We start from the raw sequence: 16274 nt of genomic DNA on the forward strand, positions 1-16274 counted from the left end.
CGGGATCTTTGTCTGTTCGGGACTTGAGCATAACGCCGGGTCAGCGTATACTACGCCACCTTTGAGAATCTCGGGTTTGGCATTTGGGCCTGGCAATCGAGAGTTCACTTAGAACTGCGATGACCGGGCTGTAAAGCCTGACGAGGCGCCGATACCCCATACGAAGCTCGAGCTAATTTGATTTTTGGAGAATAGACATGTCCCGAGTCTGCCAAGTTACTGGCAAGCGTCCGGTGACCGGTAACAACCGTTCCCACGCACTGAACGCGACTAAACGCCGTTTCCTGCCGAACCTGCACTCTCACCGTTTCTGGGTTGAGAGCGAGAAGCGTTTTGTCACCCTGCGCGTATCTGCTAAAGGTATGCGTGTAATCGATAAAAAAGGCATCGATACAGTTCTGTCCGAACTGCGTGCCCGTGGCGAAAAGTACTAAGTACTTAGAGGAAATAAATCATGGCTAAAGGTATTCGTGAGAAAATCAAGCTGGTTTCTTCTGCTGGTACTGGTCACTTCTATACCACCACGAAGAACAAACGTACTAAGCCGGAAAAACTGGAACTGAAAAAGTTCGATCCAGTTGTCCGTCAGCACGTTCTGTACAAAGAAGCTAAAATCAAATAATTTTAGTTTTGATGTCACGAAAAACCTCGCCCCGGCGGGGTTTTTTGTTTTCCGGCCGTCCCCATATTGAAGACATCAGTTAAACATCGGAGACGTTATGCCTGAATTACCTGAAGTAGAAACCAGCCGTCGCGGGATAGAACCACATCTGGTTGGCGCGACCATCCAGTATGCGATTATCCGCAACGGACGCCTGCGCTGGCCCGTCTCCGATGAAATTCACCGTCTGAGCGACAAACCCGTCCTCAGTGTTCAACGCCGTGCTAAATACCTGCTGCTGGAACTGCCGGATGGCTGGATTATTATCCATCTGGGGATGTCGGGCAGTCTGCGCATACTGACCGAAGAGCTTCCGGCAGAGAAACATGATCACGTCGACCTGGTGATGAGTAACGGCAAAGTGCTCCGCTACACGGATCCCCGCCGTTTTGGCGCCTGGCTGTGGGCCAAAGAGCTGGAAGGGCACAACGTGCTGGCGCATCTTGGCCCGGAGCCGCTCAGCGATGAATTTAACGCCGACTACCTGCAACAAAAGTGTGCGAAGAAAAAAACGGCGATCAAGCCCTGGCTGATGGATAACAAGCTGGTGGTGGGCGTAGGCAATATCTACGCCAGCGAATCACTTTTTGCGGCGGGTATTCACCCGGACAGACTGGCCTCATCGCTGTCGCCGCAGGAGTGTGCGTTGCTGGTGAGTACTATCAAGGCGGTGCTGCTGCGTTCAATCGAGCAGGGTGGGACAACGCTGAAGGATTTTCTGCAAAGCGACGGTAAGCCGGGTTACTTTGCGCAGGAATTGCAGGTCTATGGCCGCAAAGGCGAGCCTTGCCGGGTATGCGGAACGCCGATTATCGCCACCAAACATGCACAGCGTGCGACCTTCTATTGCCGGCAGTGTCAGAAGTGATGTTGTAGCAGGCCGGGTGAGGCTACTGTAATTTTTCCATTAGCGCCTGGTGAACATTGGCCGGCAGGAAGTCAGTGACATCGCCCTGATGGCGTGCTACCTCTTTCACCAACGATGAAGAGATGAACGACCACTCTTTAGACGGCATCAGGAAGACGCTTTCCAGTTCTGGCATCAGGTGACGATTCATATGCGCCAGTTGCATCTCATACTCAAAATCCGCCACAGCGCGTAGCCCACGAATCAGAACATTGGCCTGCTGGTCGCGGGCGAAGTTGGCCATCAAATCGCTAAAGCCAACGACTTCCACGTTATCCAGATGTGCAATTGCCTGACGCGCCAACGCGACGCGTTCGTCGAGGTTAAACATGGGTTTTTTGCTGGGGCTGGCGGCAATCGCCAGAATCACCTGATCGAACATTTTGCTCGCGCGGGTGATGATATCGATATGCCCGTTAGTAATGGGATCGAACGTGCCCGGATAAATCGCCCGTTTTTGCATGACAGCCTCAGTGCGCTCTGGGTGGCAGATAGGGTTCCAGCAGTTGCAGCATACGCTGTAGCGCGCCCTGATTCTGGTAGAGCACTTCAACTGCGTGACGACCGTAGAAGTTACGATAATCTTCGTCGGTCAGTAAAGAGGAAATCTCTTTCACCAGTGAGGCGGTGTCAGTCACCGTAATCAGACCGCTGGCCTGATCAAGACGGGCGCAGATATCTTTAAAGTTGAAGGTGTGCGGCCCCATCAGCACCGGAATAGCGTGCGCGGCGGCTTCCAGCGGGTTGTGACCGCCACGCTCAACCAGCGAGCCGCCAACGAATGCCAGGTCTGCAATTCCATAAAGCAGCATCAGTTCACCCATGGTATCGCCCACAACGACCTGTGTGCCAGGGGAGGGGACTTCACCGGAAGAGCGGGTGATGAAGCTTAAACCGGCCTGGCGAACCAGATTGATCGTGTCAGGGAAGCGTTCAGGATGGCGCGGAACCAGGATCAGCAATAAATCGGGGAAGGTTTTCAGCAGTTGTTTGTGTGCTTCGAGCATGATGCTCTCTTCGCCTTCGTGAGTGCTGGTCGCTATCCATACCTGGCGATGTGGCGCCCACTGGCGGCGCAGCGTAATGGCTTTGGTCGCCAGTTGCGGCGTGACAGAGATATCAAACTTCAGACTGCCGGTGACGGAAAGCTGGTTACGCTTCGCGCCTAGCGTGACAAAACGTTCGCCATCTTCTTCATTTTGCGCGGCAATCAGGGTAATGCGGCGCAACAGTGTCTGCACGAATTTGCCAAGCTTCGCATACCCGGCAGCGGAGCGCGCCGACAGGCGGGCGTTGGCAATGACAAGCGGGATTTTACGCTTATGCAGCGCGGCAATCAGATTCGGCCAGAGTTCGGTCTCCATGATTAGCACCAGTTTAGGATCCACTTTATTGAGAAAGCGGCTGATTGCGTCAGGAAGATCGTAGGGAAGATAAACGTGTTGAACATCGCTACCGAAGGCGGAAAGTACGCGCTCTGAACCCGTGGGTGTCATCGTTGTCACGGTAATCGGCAGGTCAGGGTAGCGATGGCGCAATGCGCGTACCAGCGGAATGGCTGCCAGCGTTTCGCCGACGGAAACCGAGTGCAGCATAATGCCGCCCGGGATCAACGGTTTGCGATAAAAACCGTAGCGCTCGCCCCAGCGTTTGCGGTATGCCGGTGCTTTACGGCCACGCACCCAAAGCCGTATCCAGATCAAAGGCTGAATAAGGTAGAGGAGTGTTGTGTAGAGCAATTGGAGCATAGTACGCAGTTGGCTTAGGAATGTGCTGAGGATTCTAAGTATTTAGCCCAACCTTTACCATCATTTTTGCCGATTTGAGCGGAATTAGCGGGAAAATATTCAATCAGCCAGGAATCGTTAAACAATATTTGCTTTTTTATATGATTAATTGAAGGTCTTTGTCTGGATATTGCCAGGTATAAGCGTATTCAAAAGTCGTTTAAGCTTGTTCTTAGTCTATGTTTTAAAAGTAAATTAACCCCTGTGAGGTCAAAAAATATTCAACTCGGATTGCGTTAGAATAAGTGATACACTAAGCCGCAATTAGAGCACGACGTCAGTATTCAGGTAGCTGTAAGCCTGGGGCGGTAGCGTGCTTTTTTTTCAATTCCGACTGGTAATTATACACAAAATCATTCACGTTGCATCAAGGCGGCAAAGGAGTGAATCCCCAGGAGCGTACATAAGTACGTGACTGGGGTGAACGAGTGCAGCCAACGCAGAGGCAGCTTGAAGGATGACGTGTATATCATCATAAAGAGCCGCTTGTGGAAAAAACGTTCATCCGAATCCTGGTCATTAAAATGCGTTTTCATGGGGATATGTTGCTGACAACACCGGTTATCAGTACGCTCAAACGTAATTACCCTGATGCGAAAATCGACATGTTGTTGTATCAGGATACGATCCCCATTATTTCGGAAAATCCGGATATCAACGCACTATATGGCATCAGTAATAAAGGCACAGCGGCAAAAGCGAAAATAACCAATTTCTTCTCTTTGGTGAAAACGCTGCGGACGAACCAGTATGACCTGATCGTCAATCTGACTGACCAGTGGATGATTGCAGTGCTGGTGCGCCTGCTGAATGCAAAAGTCAAAATCTCTCAGGATTTCGCCCATCGCCAGTCGGCATTCTGGAAAAAAAGTTTTACGCACCTTGCGCCATTTCAGGGAGAACACTGTGTGCTGCGTAATCTCTCCGCTCTGGCTCCTCTCGGATTAACGGAAACCTGTCTGGAAACATCTATGCCATACGCACCTGAACATTGGGAGCGTATGCGGCAACAACTGGATTCTTTCGGTGTGGGTGATAAATACGTTGTCATCCAGCCAACCGCGCGGCAACTCTTTAAGTGCTGGGATAACGACAAGTTCGCGCAGGTAATTGATTCGCTTCAGCAGCGGGGGTATCAGGTGGTGCTAACCTCCGGCCCTGGCGCGGACGATCTGGCCTGTGTCGAAGACATCGCGGCACAGTGTGCTGTCCGTCCGGTGACCGGGCTCGCCGGGAAAACGCGCTTTCCAGAACTGGGTGCGTTAATCGATCACGCGGTGCTATTTATTGGTGTCGATTCGGCGCCTGGGCACATCGCAGCAGCGGTAAAAACGCCGGTAATTTGTCTTTTTGGCGCGACCGATCACGTCTTCTGGCGCCCCTGGACTGACGATATTGTTCAGTTCTGGGCCGGAAATTATCAGGCGATGCCTCCACGATCGCAGCTCGATCGCAATAAACGCTATATGTCCGTGATCCCCGCAGAAGATGTCATTGCGGCAACGGAGAAAATGCTCCCACCGGGAGAGGCGCTATGATTGTCGCCTTTTGTCTCTATAAATATTTCCCGTTCGGCGGCCTGCAACGCGATTTCTTACGTATTGCGCAAACCGTCGCCGCGCGGGGTCATCATGTCCGCGTCTATACCCAGTCCTGGCAAGGCGATTGCCCGGCTGAATTTGAACTGATTACTGTTCCGGTGAAATCGCGGACGAATCACGGACGCAACGCCGAATATTACGCCTGGGTACAGGCGCATCTGAAAGCACATCCGGCGGAGCGTATCATCGGTTTTAATAAAATGCCGGGGCTGGATGTCTACTACGCCGCCGACGTCTGTTATGCCGAGAAAGTGGCGCAGGAGAAAGGCTTTTTCTATCGCCTGACTGCTCGCTATCGACACTATGCGGCGTTCGAACGCGCGACGTTTGAGAAGGGCAAACCGACACAGTTACTGATGCTGACGAATAAGCAAATCGCCGATTTCCAGAAGCATTATCAAACTGAACCTGAGCGCTTCCATATTCTGCCGCCGGGAATTTACCCGGATCGTAAATATAGTCGGCAAATCCCCGACGCCCGCACGGTCTATCGCGCTAAAAACGGCGTGGGTGAGCAAGATTTCCTGTTGCTTCAGGTTGGCTCCGATTTCACCCGCAAAGGCGTGGATCGTACCATTGAAGCGCTGGCCGCATTGCCGGATGCTATTCGCTGTAAAACCACGCTTTATGTCGTGGGACAGGATAAGCCTGGGCGGTTTGAAACCCTGGCTGCGAAGCTCGGTGTGCGCGAAAACGTACACTTTTTCTCCGGACGTAACGATGTATCAGAGCTGATGGCGGCGGCGGATATGCTGCTGCACCCGGCCTATCAGGAAGCAGCCGGGATTGTACTGCTTGAGGCGATTACGGGCGGTCTGCCAGTGCTGGTCAGTGAGGTTTGCGGCTACGCTCATTACATCGCGGCCGCAAACTGCGGTGAGGTGTTGGGCGAACCCTGGAAGCAAGCGGCGTTCAACGATGCGTTGCGTAAGGCACTGACGAACCCGCAACTCCGTCAGGCGTGGGCGGAGAATGCCCGACACTACGCGGATACGCAGGATCTTTACAGTCTGCCTGAAAAGGCGGCTGATATCATTATTGGTGATGTTCATGGTTGAGTTGAAAGAACCCCTTGCGACCCTTTGGCGCGGCAAAGATCCGTTTGAAGAGGTAAAAAAATTGCAGGGGGAAGTTTTCAGAGAGCTCGAAACGCGCCGTACACTGCGTTTTGAACTTGCCGGGAAAAGCTACTTCCTGAAATGGCACCGCGGTACGGCGATGAAAGAAGTGGTGAAAAACCTGCTTTCATTGCGTATGCCGGTACTGGGTGCTGACCGCGAATGGAATGCGATTCATAAGCTGCGTGACGTCGGCGTCGACACGATGTACGGCGTGGGCTATGGGGAAAAAGGACTTAATCCGATTCGCAAGGTGTCATTTATTATCACCGAAGACCTGACTCCGACTATCAGCCTGGAAGATTATTGTGCTGACTGGGTAGCGCAGCCGCCGCAGCCACGCGTAAAAAGGATGATTATAAATCGTGTCGCAACGATGGTCAGGAAAATGCATCAGGCGGGGATTAATCATCGCGACTGCTATATTTGCCACTTCCTGCTGCATCTGCCATTTGATGGCAATGAAGAAAACCTCAAGATATCTGTAATTGATCTGCATCGTGCGCAAATGCGCAGCCATGTTCCGCTGCGCTGGCGTGATAAGGATCTGATTGGACTCTATTTTTCTTCGATGAATATCGGGTTAACTCAGCGAGATATTTTCCGCTTTATGAAGATCTATTTTGCTAAGCCTCTACGGGATATCTTGCGCGATGAGCAGGGGTTGATAACTCAGGCCGCGACAAAAGCTGAACGGATCAGAGAGCGAACGGCAAGAAAGCATCTCTAGCGTTGAGCGATTTTAAATATGTTTGTTTCGCATCATAAAAATAACCAAAACATAATTGTGAGACGTGGATTCATCGTGCTGATGAGAAAGAGTGATCAATGAACCAGACTTACTTTGATGAGAGAGACGTTATTCTCTCGATCAATGACTACAACTATCTGCCCGATCCGGAGAGTGGCGCGTTCGATATTGCTTACGGGATTGATAAGAATTTCCTGTATGGCTGCGGTATTTCGATAGCATCTATCTTGTTTGCCAACCGGGAGCGTCGTCTGACGTTCCACGTTTTTACTGATTTTTTGACCGATAGTGTTCGTGAAAAGTTTGCCGCACTGGCGAAACAGTACCAGTCACGTATTGTCATCTATCTGGTGAATTGCGATAGACTCAAATCCTTACCGAGTACAAAAAACTGGTCTTACGCGACCTATTTCCGCTTTATTATTGCCGACTACTTTGCCGGGAAAAGCGAGAAAGTCCTCTATCTTGATGCCGATATCGGTTGTAAGGGGAGCATTCAGGAGCTGATCGATCTCCGTTTTGCGGATGATGAGATCGCGGCAGTCGTGATGGAAGGCAACACCGCGTGGTGGACAAAACGTGCCGATACGTTATCGACTCCGGGCCTGGCTGAGGGCTACTTTAACGCAGGGTTCTTGCTGATCAACATTGCTGCCTGGAATACTGCAGAAATATCCAGAAAAGCGATTGAGATGCTTCGAGACCCGGATGTGGTCAGTAAGATTACACATCTCGATCAGGATGTTCTGAACATGCTACTGGTCGGCAAAGCACGTTTCATCGATCCTGAGTTTAATACGCAATACAGTCTTAACTATGAATTAAAAAAATCGGTCATCAGGCCGGTGAATGAAAAGACGGTATTTGTCCACTACATCGGCCCGACAAAACCGTGGCACCTCTGGGGAGGATACCCGGTTTCTGAGTGTTTTCTTAATGCGAAACACCACTCACCGTGGCAGGATGATGCATTGTTAGCGCCGAAAACGGCGGCCCAATACCGGTACTGTGCCAAACACCAGTTGCACCAGAAGCAATTTGTTAAAGGTATATTGAGTTACGTTCTTTATTTTAAAAAGAAAATCACAAAATAAAATATATATAGGTGATGCAGTGAACTCACTTCCCGTAATTAAAATATCAGAATATAAAGTCTTTGATGATAGGACAATTTCTGGTGCTGATAATGACTCGTTAAATATAGCATATGGCGTAGATAGAAACTATCTTGACTGGGTCGGTATTTCTATTACTTCAGTTGTTATTAATAACAGTATTAATATCAATTACCACATTGTTGCTGATGAATTTAACTCTTCTTTCCTGAAAAATATAGAAGCATTAGCGAAAAAATACAAACTTAAAATAAGTTTATATTTAATTAATGCAGATAGTCTGGATTGTCTTCCGAGAACGAAAATCTGGTCGCGAGCTATGTACTTCAGGCTGTTTGCGTTCGAACTTTTCAGCAGCAAACTGGATAAACTGTTGTATCTCGATGCTGATGTTTTCTGCAAAGGGCGGTTAGATGAGTTGGCGGCCTGCGATTTAACGGGAAATATTGCGGCTGTAGTCAGAGATGTCGACTCAATGCAGAAAAAAGTGGTCGATCGGCTGAAAGATCCTGAGCTTCAGGGGAACTATTTTAACTCTGGGGTGGTTTATGCCAACTTGCAGGAATGGGTTAAAAATGATCTGACTAACCGTATCCTCACCATGCTGACACATGAGAATCATAATCGTCTCACGTATAAATATCCCGATCAGGACGTATTAAATATTTTATTAAAAGGTAAGGTAAAATACCTTCCGCGTAAATTTAATACTATTTATACGATAAAGAGTGAATTAAAAGACAAAACGCATAACAAATACAAAGAGACTATCTTTGATGAAACTGTTTTAATTCATTATACCGGAGTTACCAAACCCTGGCATAAATGGGCGACTTATCCCTCTGTACAGTATTATCTACAAGCCTTGACCGTATCACCCTGGAAAGATCAACCTCCTCGAGACGCACAGACCATTGTTGAATTGAAAAAAAGATATAAGCATTTTTTAGTTCAACATAAATATGTTGCCGGATTTGTTGCTGGTGTTTCCTATTTGCTGAAAAAAAATTCTACTCGCTAAGCGTCTTATTAACTTTTGGTTTACTATGAGTATTAAACATCACATTAATGATTATATTGTTTTCACTAAATCTGATGGTGAAAAATATATCGATGTATTTAACGATTTCTTGTCCTATAATATTAAGATATTGAAGGTTTTTCGCAATATCGAGGATACGAAAGTTTTATTGATCGATACCCAATACGGGAAGATGATCTTAAAAATATTTGCACCAAAAGCTAAAAAAACAGAACGTTTTCTCAAAGCGATGGTTAAGGGCGATTACTATGAGAAACTGTTTCAACAGACCGAGCGCGTGAGAAATGAAGGTTTGGATTCAGTTAATGATTTCTATCTGTTAGCTGAGAAAAAAACATTACGATTTTCTCATTTCTATATCATGCTGATTGAATACATTGATGGGGTTGAACTGGTTGATATCCCTGAAATTGATGATGATCTTAAACAAAAGATAAAAGAATCCATTATCGGTTTACATCAGCATGGGATGGTTTCTGGTGATCCTCATAAAGGCAATTTCATTATCGAAAATGGTGTTGTCAGAGTTATCGATTTATCCGGGAAGTCGCCTTCGACTATGCGTATGGCAAAGGATAGAATAGATCTGGAACGTCACTATGGCATCGTCAATGAAGTAAAAGATGCCGGCTACTATCGATTGATTCTTAAAAAGAAACTACGCAACTTTATCCGACGACTTAAAGGGAAAGAAGTCCGCTAACTGGTTATTACTGGTGGCGCCTCAATAATATCAGTCACAATATATATTTTAATCAATAATTGGCAGCACTGATCGATATAATCAGTTATAGACACATGTAGATTGAAAATGTTTATGCTATATACGTTTTTGTGGGGTTTATCGTAGTTCAAAGTTTGCTGTACTTGCCGGCGAAAAGTAGCCTATCTCTACAGGTTTTTTATGAAACACATTAAATATATTACACATGCTGATGTTCAGAGCCTGATTAAGTACAAAACATCGGACGATGTGATCATTTTTCTGTCGGGCCCAACATCAAAGAAAACGCCGCTTTCGGTTTTACGATCCAGAGATGTTATTGCCGTTAATGGCTCGGCGCGTTATCTTCTTGATAACAATATCAAGCCCTACATCTATCTGCTAACGGATGTTCGATTTCTCCATCAACGCCGTGATGATTTTTATGAGTTTAGTAAAAATAGCAGGAATACAATCGTTAATATCGACGTTTATGAGTCCGCTTCAGAGGAAGATCGGAAATATATTCGGGAGCATTGCCTGATGATCCGCTCTTTCTATCGAAGAGAAAAGGGTGGGTTAATTAAAAAAATTAAGTTCAATATCCTGAAGCGACTACATAATGATTTGCTTATATCCATTCCGCTATCTAAAAAAGGGCGTCTTGTTGGATTTTGCAAAGATATTAGCGTCGGGTACTGTTCCTGCCATACGATTGCCTACGCGGCGATACAAATTGCATATTCTTTACGATATAAGCGCATTATATGTTCAGGGTTAGATTTGACTGGAAATTGTCAACGCTTCTACGACGAATCGAATAACCCTATGCCATCAGAACTTAGTCGTGATCTCTTTAAAATACTTCCTTTTTTCCAGTTTATGAGAGAACGTGTGAAGGATATCAATATTTATAACTTATCTGACGATACTGCTATTCACTATAGCATCATCCCATTTATCGATTCATCAACCCTGGATGATGATGTGGTATATGAAAAGATAGGTTAATATATTTATCTTTTTTGAAATTATCTATTACTAGACGTTATATTTACAAAGCGAACTTGGGGCCATTTTCATCATGATTAAGAAAATAGTGTTTACGGTAACACCCATATTTTCTATCCCTCCTCGTGGCGCAGCAGCCGTTGAAACATGGATTTATCAGGTCGCCAAAAGATTATCAATTTCTAATGCCATTGCTTGTATTAAAAATCCGGATTATCCAGATTTTTACAAAGTAAATGAAACGTGTAATATTCACTACATTGGCTTTAGTAAGCTGTATAAACGCATTTTCCAGAAATGGACACGTCTGGATCCTTTACCGTATTCTAAACGAGTCCTTAATATCAGAGATAGTTATGCTAATGACGATGAAAGCGTCATTGTCATTCATAATAGCATGAAGCTGTATCGGCAGATTCGCAAACAGCGTCCTCAGGCCAAATTAGTTTTACATATGCATAATGCATTCGAACCTAAGGGTATCGATAAAAATACAAAAATGCTTGTGCCGAGTCAGTTTCTTAAAACGTATTATCAGGAACATATTCCTGGCATTGATATCAAGGTTGTACCCAACGGATTTTGTGCTGAAACTTACTCGGTGCAAAGTACCTGCATGCTCCGCCAGCAGCTCCATATTAATAGAAATGACAGAGTGCTGCTTTACGCCGGGCGCGTTTCGCCTGATAAAGGCATTCTGATGCTGTTGCAGGCATTTAAGAAGCTCATTGCTGAGCAGGACAATCTGAAGCTTGTCGTGGTCGGCGATCCCTTTGCCAGCCGACGTGGAGAGAAAGCGGAGTATCAAAAGAAAGTGCTCGACGCAGCAAAAGAGGTGGGCGATCACTGCATTATGGTTGGCGGACAACCCCCTGAAAAAATGCATGAGTATTATGCAGTAGCCGATCTCGTTATTGTGCCCTCACAGGTTGAAGAAGCATTCTGTATGGTTGCGGCTGAAGCGATGGCGGCGGAGAGGCCCGTGCTGGCGAGTAAAAAGGGCGGAATAAGTGAGTTTGTTAAGCCGGGTGTTACGGGTTATCACTTATCAGAACCTATTACGGTGGAAAGCATCGTAACGGACATCACCTATGTTCTTGCGGATCAAAACCGTGAACAGATAGCGAGGAGCGCGAAAGAACATGTCTTTTCTCATTACAGTTGGGATCATGTGACAGCATCTTTTGAACGCAATATCCGGGATTGGTTCGATAAAGCTTAGAAAGGCAAGCGTGGCATGATTTGGTGAAGAAAGCCCGCCGTGATGAGAATGTCACGGCGGGCTTTTTTTATTTGTTCTTTATTGCGAGTAATAAGCCAGAAATGATCCCCAGATGGGATATCTCAACCTGTTCAAAATTCCCTCGGATAATATAAAATCCAACGAAACTGAGAAACAGTAATAGTTCCACATTATAGGGTGACGCATCGTGATTGCGAAACACGCCTCTCGCGGTTTCTTTGACAATAGTGTAATAGATAGCCATCAGACCAAGAAGCCCCAGAATACCAGCTCCGAACCAGATATACAGAATCAGGTTGTGTGGCCCAATTGATTTCTTGAAATCCCATTGCGGGAAATCTTTTACGCGAGCGTTATACACTTCATGGTAAATATCATCGCCATAGCCATAACCTTTAATGGGATTTTCTTGTACTAATACCCAGGCGGTGCCCTGCGTACCATTGCCATAGCGATAAGTGCTGTCGGTCTGTTGCAGCTTAAAAATTAAGCTGGATCTGTTTTTATGCTGGTCGGGATGTGTGATGACAACACCGGCCGCAACGGCAAATAAGAGCGCACCGATTGTCAGTAACTTCCACTGACGATTAAAAATTGCCCAAGCGATTGCCACAATAAAAATTGCAACCCATGCTCCGCGCGATAATGAACCCAGCATCAGGAACATATACACAATGCCAAGTACGACAAATGCGGCCTTAGAGGCTTTATCCTTGAACAGCCATAGGTTTAATAGTGCAGGAAAAAGGAAAACCAGCGAATCAGAGATGTGTCTGTGATTGTAATTAGTAAATGGCAGGATTCCATTTTGGTAATCCTCAATATAGAGAAATATTTCTGCAAGCGATCTCAAACACAAACTGGCAAGGAATGAAACAAGTATTAATCTGGAGATGGTTTTCTTATCAGCATCTTTCAACAGCACAGGAATTAAAAGAACATATAATAAAAACCCTTTAAGAACCGTATTATTAAACTCTTTGAAACTGATGCGCATATCAGGAGAGATCAGTATTGAGTACAGCAAAACGATGGATAATAATGCTATAGCATAAAAAATACTGTTCTTAAATAAAGGAATGTACTCTCTCGGGCTTCTGGCGAATTGATAAATAACCGTTAAAATCATCAATATTTCAATGATATGTTTATAACGCGTAACACCATTCAGGAAATAGGTAGCAATAAAAAGGAAAACCAGAACTTTGTTCCAGTGTGGTTTCCATTTTTCTTTATTCTGGAAAATTGACGATGCTGCTAACATCTTAACTCCGTGATAAATTTGAGGTTAAATCAAATCTTATTAGTAAGCTTTTCGTACACAGCACTTGCCTCTACGTGGGCAAGATCCTGGGTGTCAGAACAGCACGCGATCTGGTTCTTCCCGTAACCACCAATTAACCCAGGGTCCGTTGGGCCATATAACGTAATATTCGGTCGATCCAGCGCCGCCGTGAGATGGCTGAGTCCGGTATCGACTGAGATGACAAATTTTGCCCCTGCCAGGACATGCGCGATGTCTTCCAGACTCAGGCGAGGGAGAACCTCGACAAAATCAAACCCTTCAGCCAGTCGTTTCGCTCTGGCTTCCTCATGTGGCGCTCCCCACGGCAGTTTCACCTTTAGCCCACTCCCCTGAAGTAAACCGATCAACTCTCGCCAGTGCGCTTCCGGCCAGTGTTTATCATCACGGGTGGTGGCATGGAGAAATACCGTATACGGTTCGGTATCTGCTGATGCCTGTGTCAGGAAGTGACGCGCAATGGCGTAATCCCCCTGTGTCTGTGGCTTCGCGTATCCCAGACTTTGGGCGAATAACTCGCGAGTGCGCTCCACGGCATGCTGTTGTTTAGCAATATGGTGGCGACGATTGTAGAACAGGCTCGCCAGCGGTTCGCGGGCGCTCTGCCAGTCCATGCCGTGTTTAATGCCGTGTGCCAGCCGTGTGACCAGCGCCGCGCTTTTCACCAGCCCCTGAGCGTCAATAATCGCATCGTAATGCACGGCCTGCAGCGCCTCGCGAAAAGCCTTGCGTTCAGCTTTAATCGGCGCGGAGAACCACGATTTGCGCCAGCGACGAATGGCCACCGGGATAACGCGCTCAACGGCTTCATGCCACGAAGGGATCTGCGCGAACCCCTCTTCGACCACCCAGTCAAAACGAATATCCGGGAATGCCTGCATGGCGTCAGTCAGGGCGGGCAACGTATGCAATACATCGCCCATGGAGGATGTTTTAACGATCAATACCCGCATCCGTCAGGCTTCCTCGTCCAGCAGCAGAGCGTTCAGCTCTTCCAGTACACGGGCCGGGGTGATGTCGATCAGGCTTTGATGATAGCCCTCGGCGGCATCGCCTTTACGCACTTTGTGGTAGCCGGTAATCAGGCGGATAACGCGCGCTTTATGTGATAGCGGCGGGGTGAAGTCCGGGCTGCTGGGGCCGTAAAGGGCGACCAGCGGGCGATTCAGCGCGGCAGCGACGTGCATCAGGCCCGAATCATTAGTGACTACGGCTTTACAGGCGGCAATCAGAACGACCGCCTGTTCCAGTTGCGTTTCACCGGCCAGGTTGCGGCACCAGGCTTGCTGTTCCACGCTCAGAGCGGCCAGAATTTCATTGCCGGCTTCGTGGTCTTTCGCGGAGCCAAACAGGACGATTTGGTAGCCTTCGTCGATCAACTGTTTCGCCAGCTCAGCGTAGTGGTAGTGCGGCCAGCGCTTCGCCGGGCCGAACTCCGCACCTGGGCAGAAGCCAATCATCGGACGCTCTGAAGAGATCCCGAAGCTGTTACAGATTTGCGACTTCTCGCCTTCGGCAACCTGCAGTTGCGGCCATAGCAGCGGCTGCGGCAGATCTTTCGCGCAGCGCATGACGCCTTTATCAAAGGCCAGCGCCACATAGCGCTCAACCATCAACGGCCAGGCGTCTTTATCCAGTACGCGGGCGTCGTTGAGCAGGCCGTAGCGCATCTCGCCACGCCAGCCTGTACGCAGGGGAATACCGGCAAAGAAGGGAACCAGTGCCGATTTAAACGAATTAGGTAGCACATATGCTCGGTCATAACGGCGGTCACGCAGGCTGTGTCCCAGCCTGCGACGTTCGCCTAACTCCAGCGCCCCGTGGCCTAACGGCATTGGGATTGCTTCGTTGACTTCCGGCATCCGTGCTAAAAGCGGACGGCACCACGCGGGCGCCATCACATCAATGACGGCCTGGGGATAACGCGCCCTGAGCGTGCGATAGAGACTTTGCGACATCATCATGTCGCCCACCCATGACGGGCCAATCACCAGTATCTTCATGTTGACTTCTTACGCGTCGCGGTTCAGCCAGGCCATATATTCCGCCACGCCTTCGGCAACGGTTTTGAACGGCTTATCGTAGCCCGCAGCGCGCAGGTTCGTCAGGTCAGCCTGCGTGAACGCCTGATAGCGACCTTTCAGTTTTTCCGGGAACGGGATGTATTCCAGCGTGCCTTTTTTGTGATACGCCAGTGCAGCATCCGCCACGGCCTGGAAGGATTCCGCGCGGCCAGTACCCAGGTTGTAGATACCGGAAACACCGTTTTCCCAGAACCACAGGTTGACGTCCGCCACGTCCCCGACATAGACGAAATCGCGTTTGAAGCCGTCGCTGCCTTCGAACAGTTTCGGGCTTTCACCGTTGTTCAGTTGGGTATTGAGGTGGAATGCGACGCTCGCCATGCTGCCTTTGTGGCCTTCACGCGGGCCATAGACGTTGAAGTAGCGGAAGCCGACAATCGGTGAGTTCGCTTCCGGCAGGATCTGACGGACATATTCGTCGAACAGGAACTTGGAGTAGCCGTAAACGTTCAGCGGTTTCTCATATTCGCGGGATTCGATGAAGTCGCTGGTGCGGCCGCCATAGGTGGCTGCTGAAGAGGCATACAGGAACGGAATTTCACGTTCCAGGCAGTAGTGCAGCAGTTCTTTGGAGTACTGATAGTTGTTATCCATCATGTACTTGCCATCCCACTCGGTGGTGGATGAGCAGGCGCCTTCGTGGAAGATCGCTTCGATTTCACCGAACTCTTCGCCAGCCATAATCTGGATCAGAAAATCTTCTTTATCCATGTAGTCGGCAATGTTCAGGTCAACCAGGTTTACGAACTTGGTGCCGTCTTTCAGGTTATCTACCACCAGAATGTCGGTGATGCCTTTGTCATTGAGCGCTTTAACGATGTTGCTGCCGATAAAGCCAGCGCCGCCGGTAACGATGATCATAACTGTAACCTTTGAAATGTGAGTGCCCTGGACAATCCAGGGCGCTAATGACTCTTATCATAACATCACATCGACCCGCCTTCAGCC

At 48.1% G+C, this 16274-nt stretch carries 17 protein-coding genes; 11 read left to right on the forward strand and 6 right to left on the reverse strand.

Translation table 11 applies throughout. The features are described 5' to 3' along the window. The first annotated feature begins 197 nt into the window (after positions 1-197). The 3 genes from rpmB (at position 198) to mutM (ending at position 1529) form a co-directional block, all read left to right on the forward strand. Positions 198-434 (forward strand): 50S ribosomal protein L28, encoded by a 237-nt coding sequence (gene rpmB / locus VSR74_RS16565; RefSeq protein ID WP_002436699.1) that lies wholly within the window; start codon positions 198-200, stop codon positions 432-434. Between the two features lie 20 nt (positions 435-454). Further along, complete coding sequence (gene rpmG / locus VSR74_RS16570) at positions 455-622, forward strand: 50S ribosomal protein L33 (protein ID WP_003024094.1); 168 nt, start codon at positions 455-457, stop codon at positions 620-622. A gap of 97 nt (positions 623-719) precedes the next feature. After that, positions 720-1529, forward strand: a complete 810-nt coding sequence (gene mutM / locus VSR74_RS16575) for a bifunctional DNA-formamidopyrimidine glycosylase/DNA-(apurinic or apyrimidinic site) lyase (protein ID WP_347795729.1) — start codon at positions 720-722, stop codon at positions 1527-1529. 22 nt (positions 1530-1551) lie between these two features. On the opposite strand, the gene coaD is transcribed toward mutM, so the two are convergent. Together coaD and waaA are read right to left on the reverse strand one after the other, a co-directional pair. Next, entirely contained in the window at positions 1552-2031 is a 480-nt protein-coding gene (gene coaD, locus VSR74_RS16580) for a pantetheine-phosphate adenylyltransferase (RefSeq protein ID WP_347795730.1), read from the reverse strand. 7 nt (positions 2032-2038) lie between these two features. After that, the gene (waaA, locus tag VSR74_RS16585; protein WP_347795731.1) at positions 2039-3316 is read right to left on the reverse strand and encodes a lipid IV(A) 3-deoxy-D-manno-octulosonic acid transferase; all 1278 of its coding nucleotides are present in this window, start codon (positions 3314-3316) and stop codon (positions 2039-2041) included. Between the two features lie 527 nt (positions 3317-3843). On the opposite strand from waaA, the gene rfaQ reads away from it, so the two are divergent. The 8 genes from rfaQ to VSR74_RS16625 all read left to right on the forward strand — a co-directional run bounded on the left by rfaQ (position 3844) and on the right by VSR74_RS16625 (position 11918). Next, positions 3844-4893 carry a lipopolysaccharide core heptosyltransferase RfaQ gene (gene rfaQ, locus VSR74_RS16590; RefSeq protein ID WP_347795732.1) on the forward strand — a complete coding sequence of 350 codons (1050 nt, stop codon included), beginning with the start codon at positions 3844-3846 and terminating at the stop codon, positions 4891-4893. Continuing rightward, positions 4890-6014, forward strand: a complete 1125-nt coding sequence (locus tag VSR74_RS16595; RefSeq protein WP_347795733.1) for a glycosyltransferase family 4 protein — start codon at positions 4890-4892, stop codon at positions 6012-6014. The genes rfaQ and VSR74_RS16595 overlap by 4 nt, the downstream gene beginning before the upstream one ends. Next, positions 6007-6804: a lipopolysaccharide core heptose(I) kinase RfaP gene (gene rfaP, locus VSR74_RS16600; protein WP_347795734.1), complete on the forward strand. Its 798-nt coding sequence runs from the start codon at positions 6007-6009 to the stop codon at positions 6802-6804. The genes VSR74_RS16595 and rfaP overlap by 8 nt, the downstream gene beginning before the upstream one ends. Positions 6805-6902: 98 nt before the next feature. Further along, positions 6903-7919 carry a lipopolysaccharide 3-alpha-galactosyltransferase gene (waaO, locus tag VSR74_RS16605; protein ID WP_347795735.1) on the forward strand — a complete coding sequence of 339 codons (1017 nt, stop codon included), beginning with the start codon at positions 6903-6905 and terminating at the stop codon, positions 7917-7919. Positions 7920-7938: 19 nt separating this feature from the next. After that, positions 7939-8961 (forward strand): glycosyltransferase family 8 protein, encoded by a 1023-nt coding sequence (locus VSR74_RS16610; RefSeq protein WP_347795736.1) that lies wholly within the window; start codon positions 7939-7941, stop codon positions 8959-8961. A gap of 25 nt (positions 8962-8986) precedes the next feature. Then, positions 8987-9685 (forward strand): lipopolysaccharide core heptose(II) kinase RfaY, encoded by a 699-nt coding sequence (gene rfaY, locus VSR74_RS16615; protein WP_347795737.1) that lies wholly within the window; start codon positions 8987-8989, stop codon positions 9683-9685. A 201-nt stretch (positions 9686-9886) separates the two neighbouring features. After that, positions 9887-10696 carry a 3-deoxy-D-manno-oct-2-ulosonate III transferase WaaZ gene (gene waaZ / locus VSR74_RS16620; RefSeq protein WP_347795738.1) on the forward strand — a complete coding sequence of 270 codons (810 nt, stop codon included), beginning with the start codon at positions 9887-9889 and terminating at the stop codon, positions 10694-10696. Between the two features lie 73 nt (positions 10697-10769). Beyond that, positions 10770-11918 carry a lipopolysaccharide N-acetylglucosaminyltransferase gene (locus tag VSR74_RS16625; RefSeq protein ID WP_347795739.1) on the forward strand — a complete coding sequence of 383 codons (1149 nt, stop codon included), beginning with the start codon at positions 10770-10772 and terminating at the stop codon, positions 11916-11918. A gap of 67 nt (positions 11919-11985) precedes the next feature. Here VSR74_RS16625 and rfaL read toward each other — a convergent pair whose 3' ends face one another. The 4 genes from rfaL to rfaD are packed head-to-tail and all read right to left on the reverse strand — an operon-like array spanning position 11986 to position 16187. Then, positions 11986-13203, reverse strand: a complete 1218-nt coding sequence (gene rfaL, locus VSR74_RS16630; protein ID WP_347795740.1) for an O-antigen ligase RfaL — start codon at positions 13201-13203, stop codon at positions 11986-11988. A 29-nt stretch (positions 13204-13232) separates the two neighbouring features. Continuing rightward, on the reverse strand, positions 13233-14195 hold the full coding sequence (gene rfaC / locus VSR74_RS16635; protein ID WP_347795741.1) for a lipopolysaccharide heptosyltransferase RfaC: 963 nt from the start codon (positions 14193-14195) through the stop codon (positions 13233-13235). A 3-nt stretch (positions 14196-14198) separates the two neighbouring features. Next, positions 14199-15245, reverse strand: a complete 1047-nt coding sequence (rfaF, locus tag VSR74_RS16640; protein WP_347795742.1) for an ADP-heptose--LPS heptosyltransferase RfaF — start codon at positions 15243-15245, stop codon at positions 14199-14201. Between the two features lie 9 nt (positions 15246-15254). Continuing rightward, positions 15255-16187: an ADP-glyceromanno-heptose 6-epimerase gene (gene rfaD, locus VSR74_RS16645; RefSeq protein ID WP_231825916.1), complete on the reverse strand. Its 933-nt coding sequence runs from the start codon at positions 16185-16187 to the stop codon at positions 15255-15257. Positions 16188-16274 lie beyond the last annotated feature (87 nt).

Source organism: Pseudocitrobacter cyperus, assembly GCF_039889165.1.
GTDB classification, from domain to species: domain Bacteria; phylum Pseudomonadota; class Gammaproteobacteria; order Enterobacterales; family Enterobacteriaceae; genus Pseudocitrobacter; species Pseudocitrobacter cyperus.

Bases quoted from the DNA above. Each gene is read 5' to 3' on its own strand.
- waaZ (WP_347795738.1), top strand. From the start codon at position 9,887: ATGAAACACATTAAATATATTACACATGCTGATGTTCAGAGCCTGATT.
- VSR74_RS16625 (WP_347795739.1), top strand. From the start codon at position 10,770: ATGATTAAGAAAATAGTGTTTACGGTAACACCCATATTTTCTATCCCT.
- VSR74_RS16595 (WP_347795733.1), top strand. From the start codon at position 4,890: ATGATTGTCGCCTTTTGTCTCTATAAATATTTCCCGTTCGGCGGCCTG.
- rpmG (WP_003024094.1), top strand. From the start codon at position 455: ATGGCTAAAGGTATTCGTGAGAAAATCAAGCTGGTTTCTTCTGCTGGT.
- waaA (WP_347795731.1), bottom strand. From the start codon at position 3,316: ATGCTCCAATTGCTCTACACAACACTCCTCTACCTTATTCAGCCTTTG.
- waaO (WP_347795735.1), top strand. From the start codon at position 6,903: ATGAACCAGACTTACTTTGATGAGAGAGACGTTATTCTCTCGATCAAT.
- rfaY (WP_347795737.1), top strand. From the start codon at position 8,987: ATGAGTATTAAACATCACATTAATGATTATATTGTTTTCACTAAATCT.
- rfaP (WP_347795734.1), top strand. From the start codon at position 6,007: ATGGTTGAGTTGAAAGAACCCCTTGCGACCCTTTGGCGCGGCAAAGAT.
- mutM (WP_347795729.1), top strand. From the start codon at position 720: ATGCCTGAATTACCTGAAGTAGAAACCAGCCGTCGCGGGATAGAACCA.
- coaD (WP_347795730.1), bottom strand. From the start codon at position 2,031: ATGCAAAAACGGGCGATTTATCCGGGCACGTTCGATCCCATTACTAAC.
- rfaF (WP_347795742.1), bottom strand. From the start codon at position 15,245: ATGAAGATACTGGTGATTGGCCCGTCATGGGTGGGCGACATGATGATG.
- rpmB (WP_002436699.1), top strand. From the start codon at position 198: ATGTCCCGAGTCTGCCAAGTTACTGGCAAGCGTCCGGTGACCGGTAAC.
- rfaD (WP_231825916.1), bottom strand. From the start codon at position 16,187: ATGATCATCGTTACCGGCGGCGCTGGCTTTATCGGCAGCAACATCGTT.
- rfaL (WP_347795740.1), bottom strand. From the start codon at position 13,203: ATGTTAGCAGCATCGTCAATTTTCCAGAATAAAGAAAAATGGAAACCA.
- rfaC (WP_347795741.1), bottom strand. From the start codon at position 14,195: ATGCGGGTATTGATCGTTAAAACATCCTCCATGGGCGATGTATTGCAT.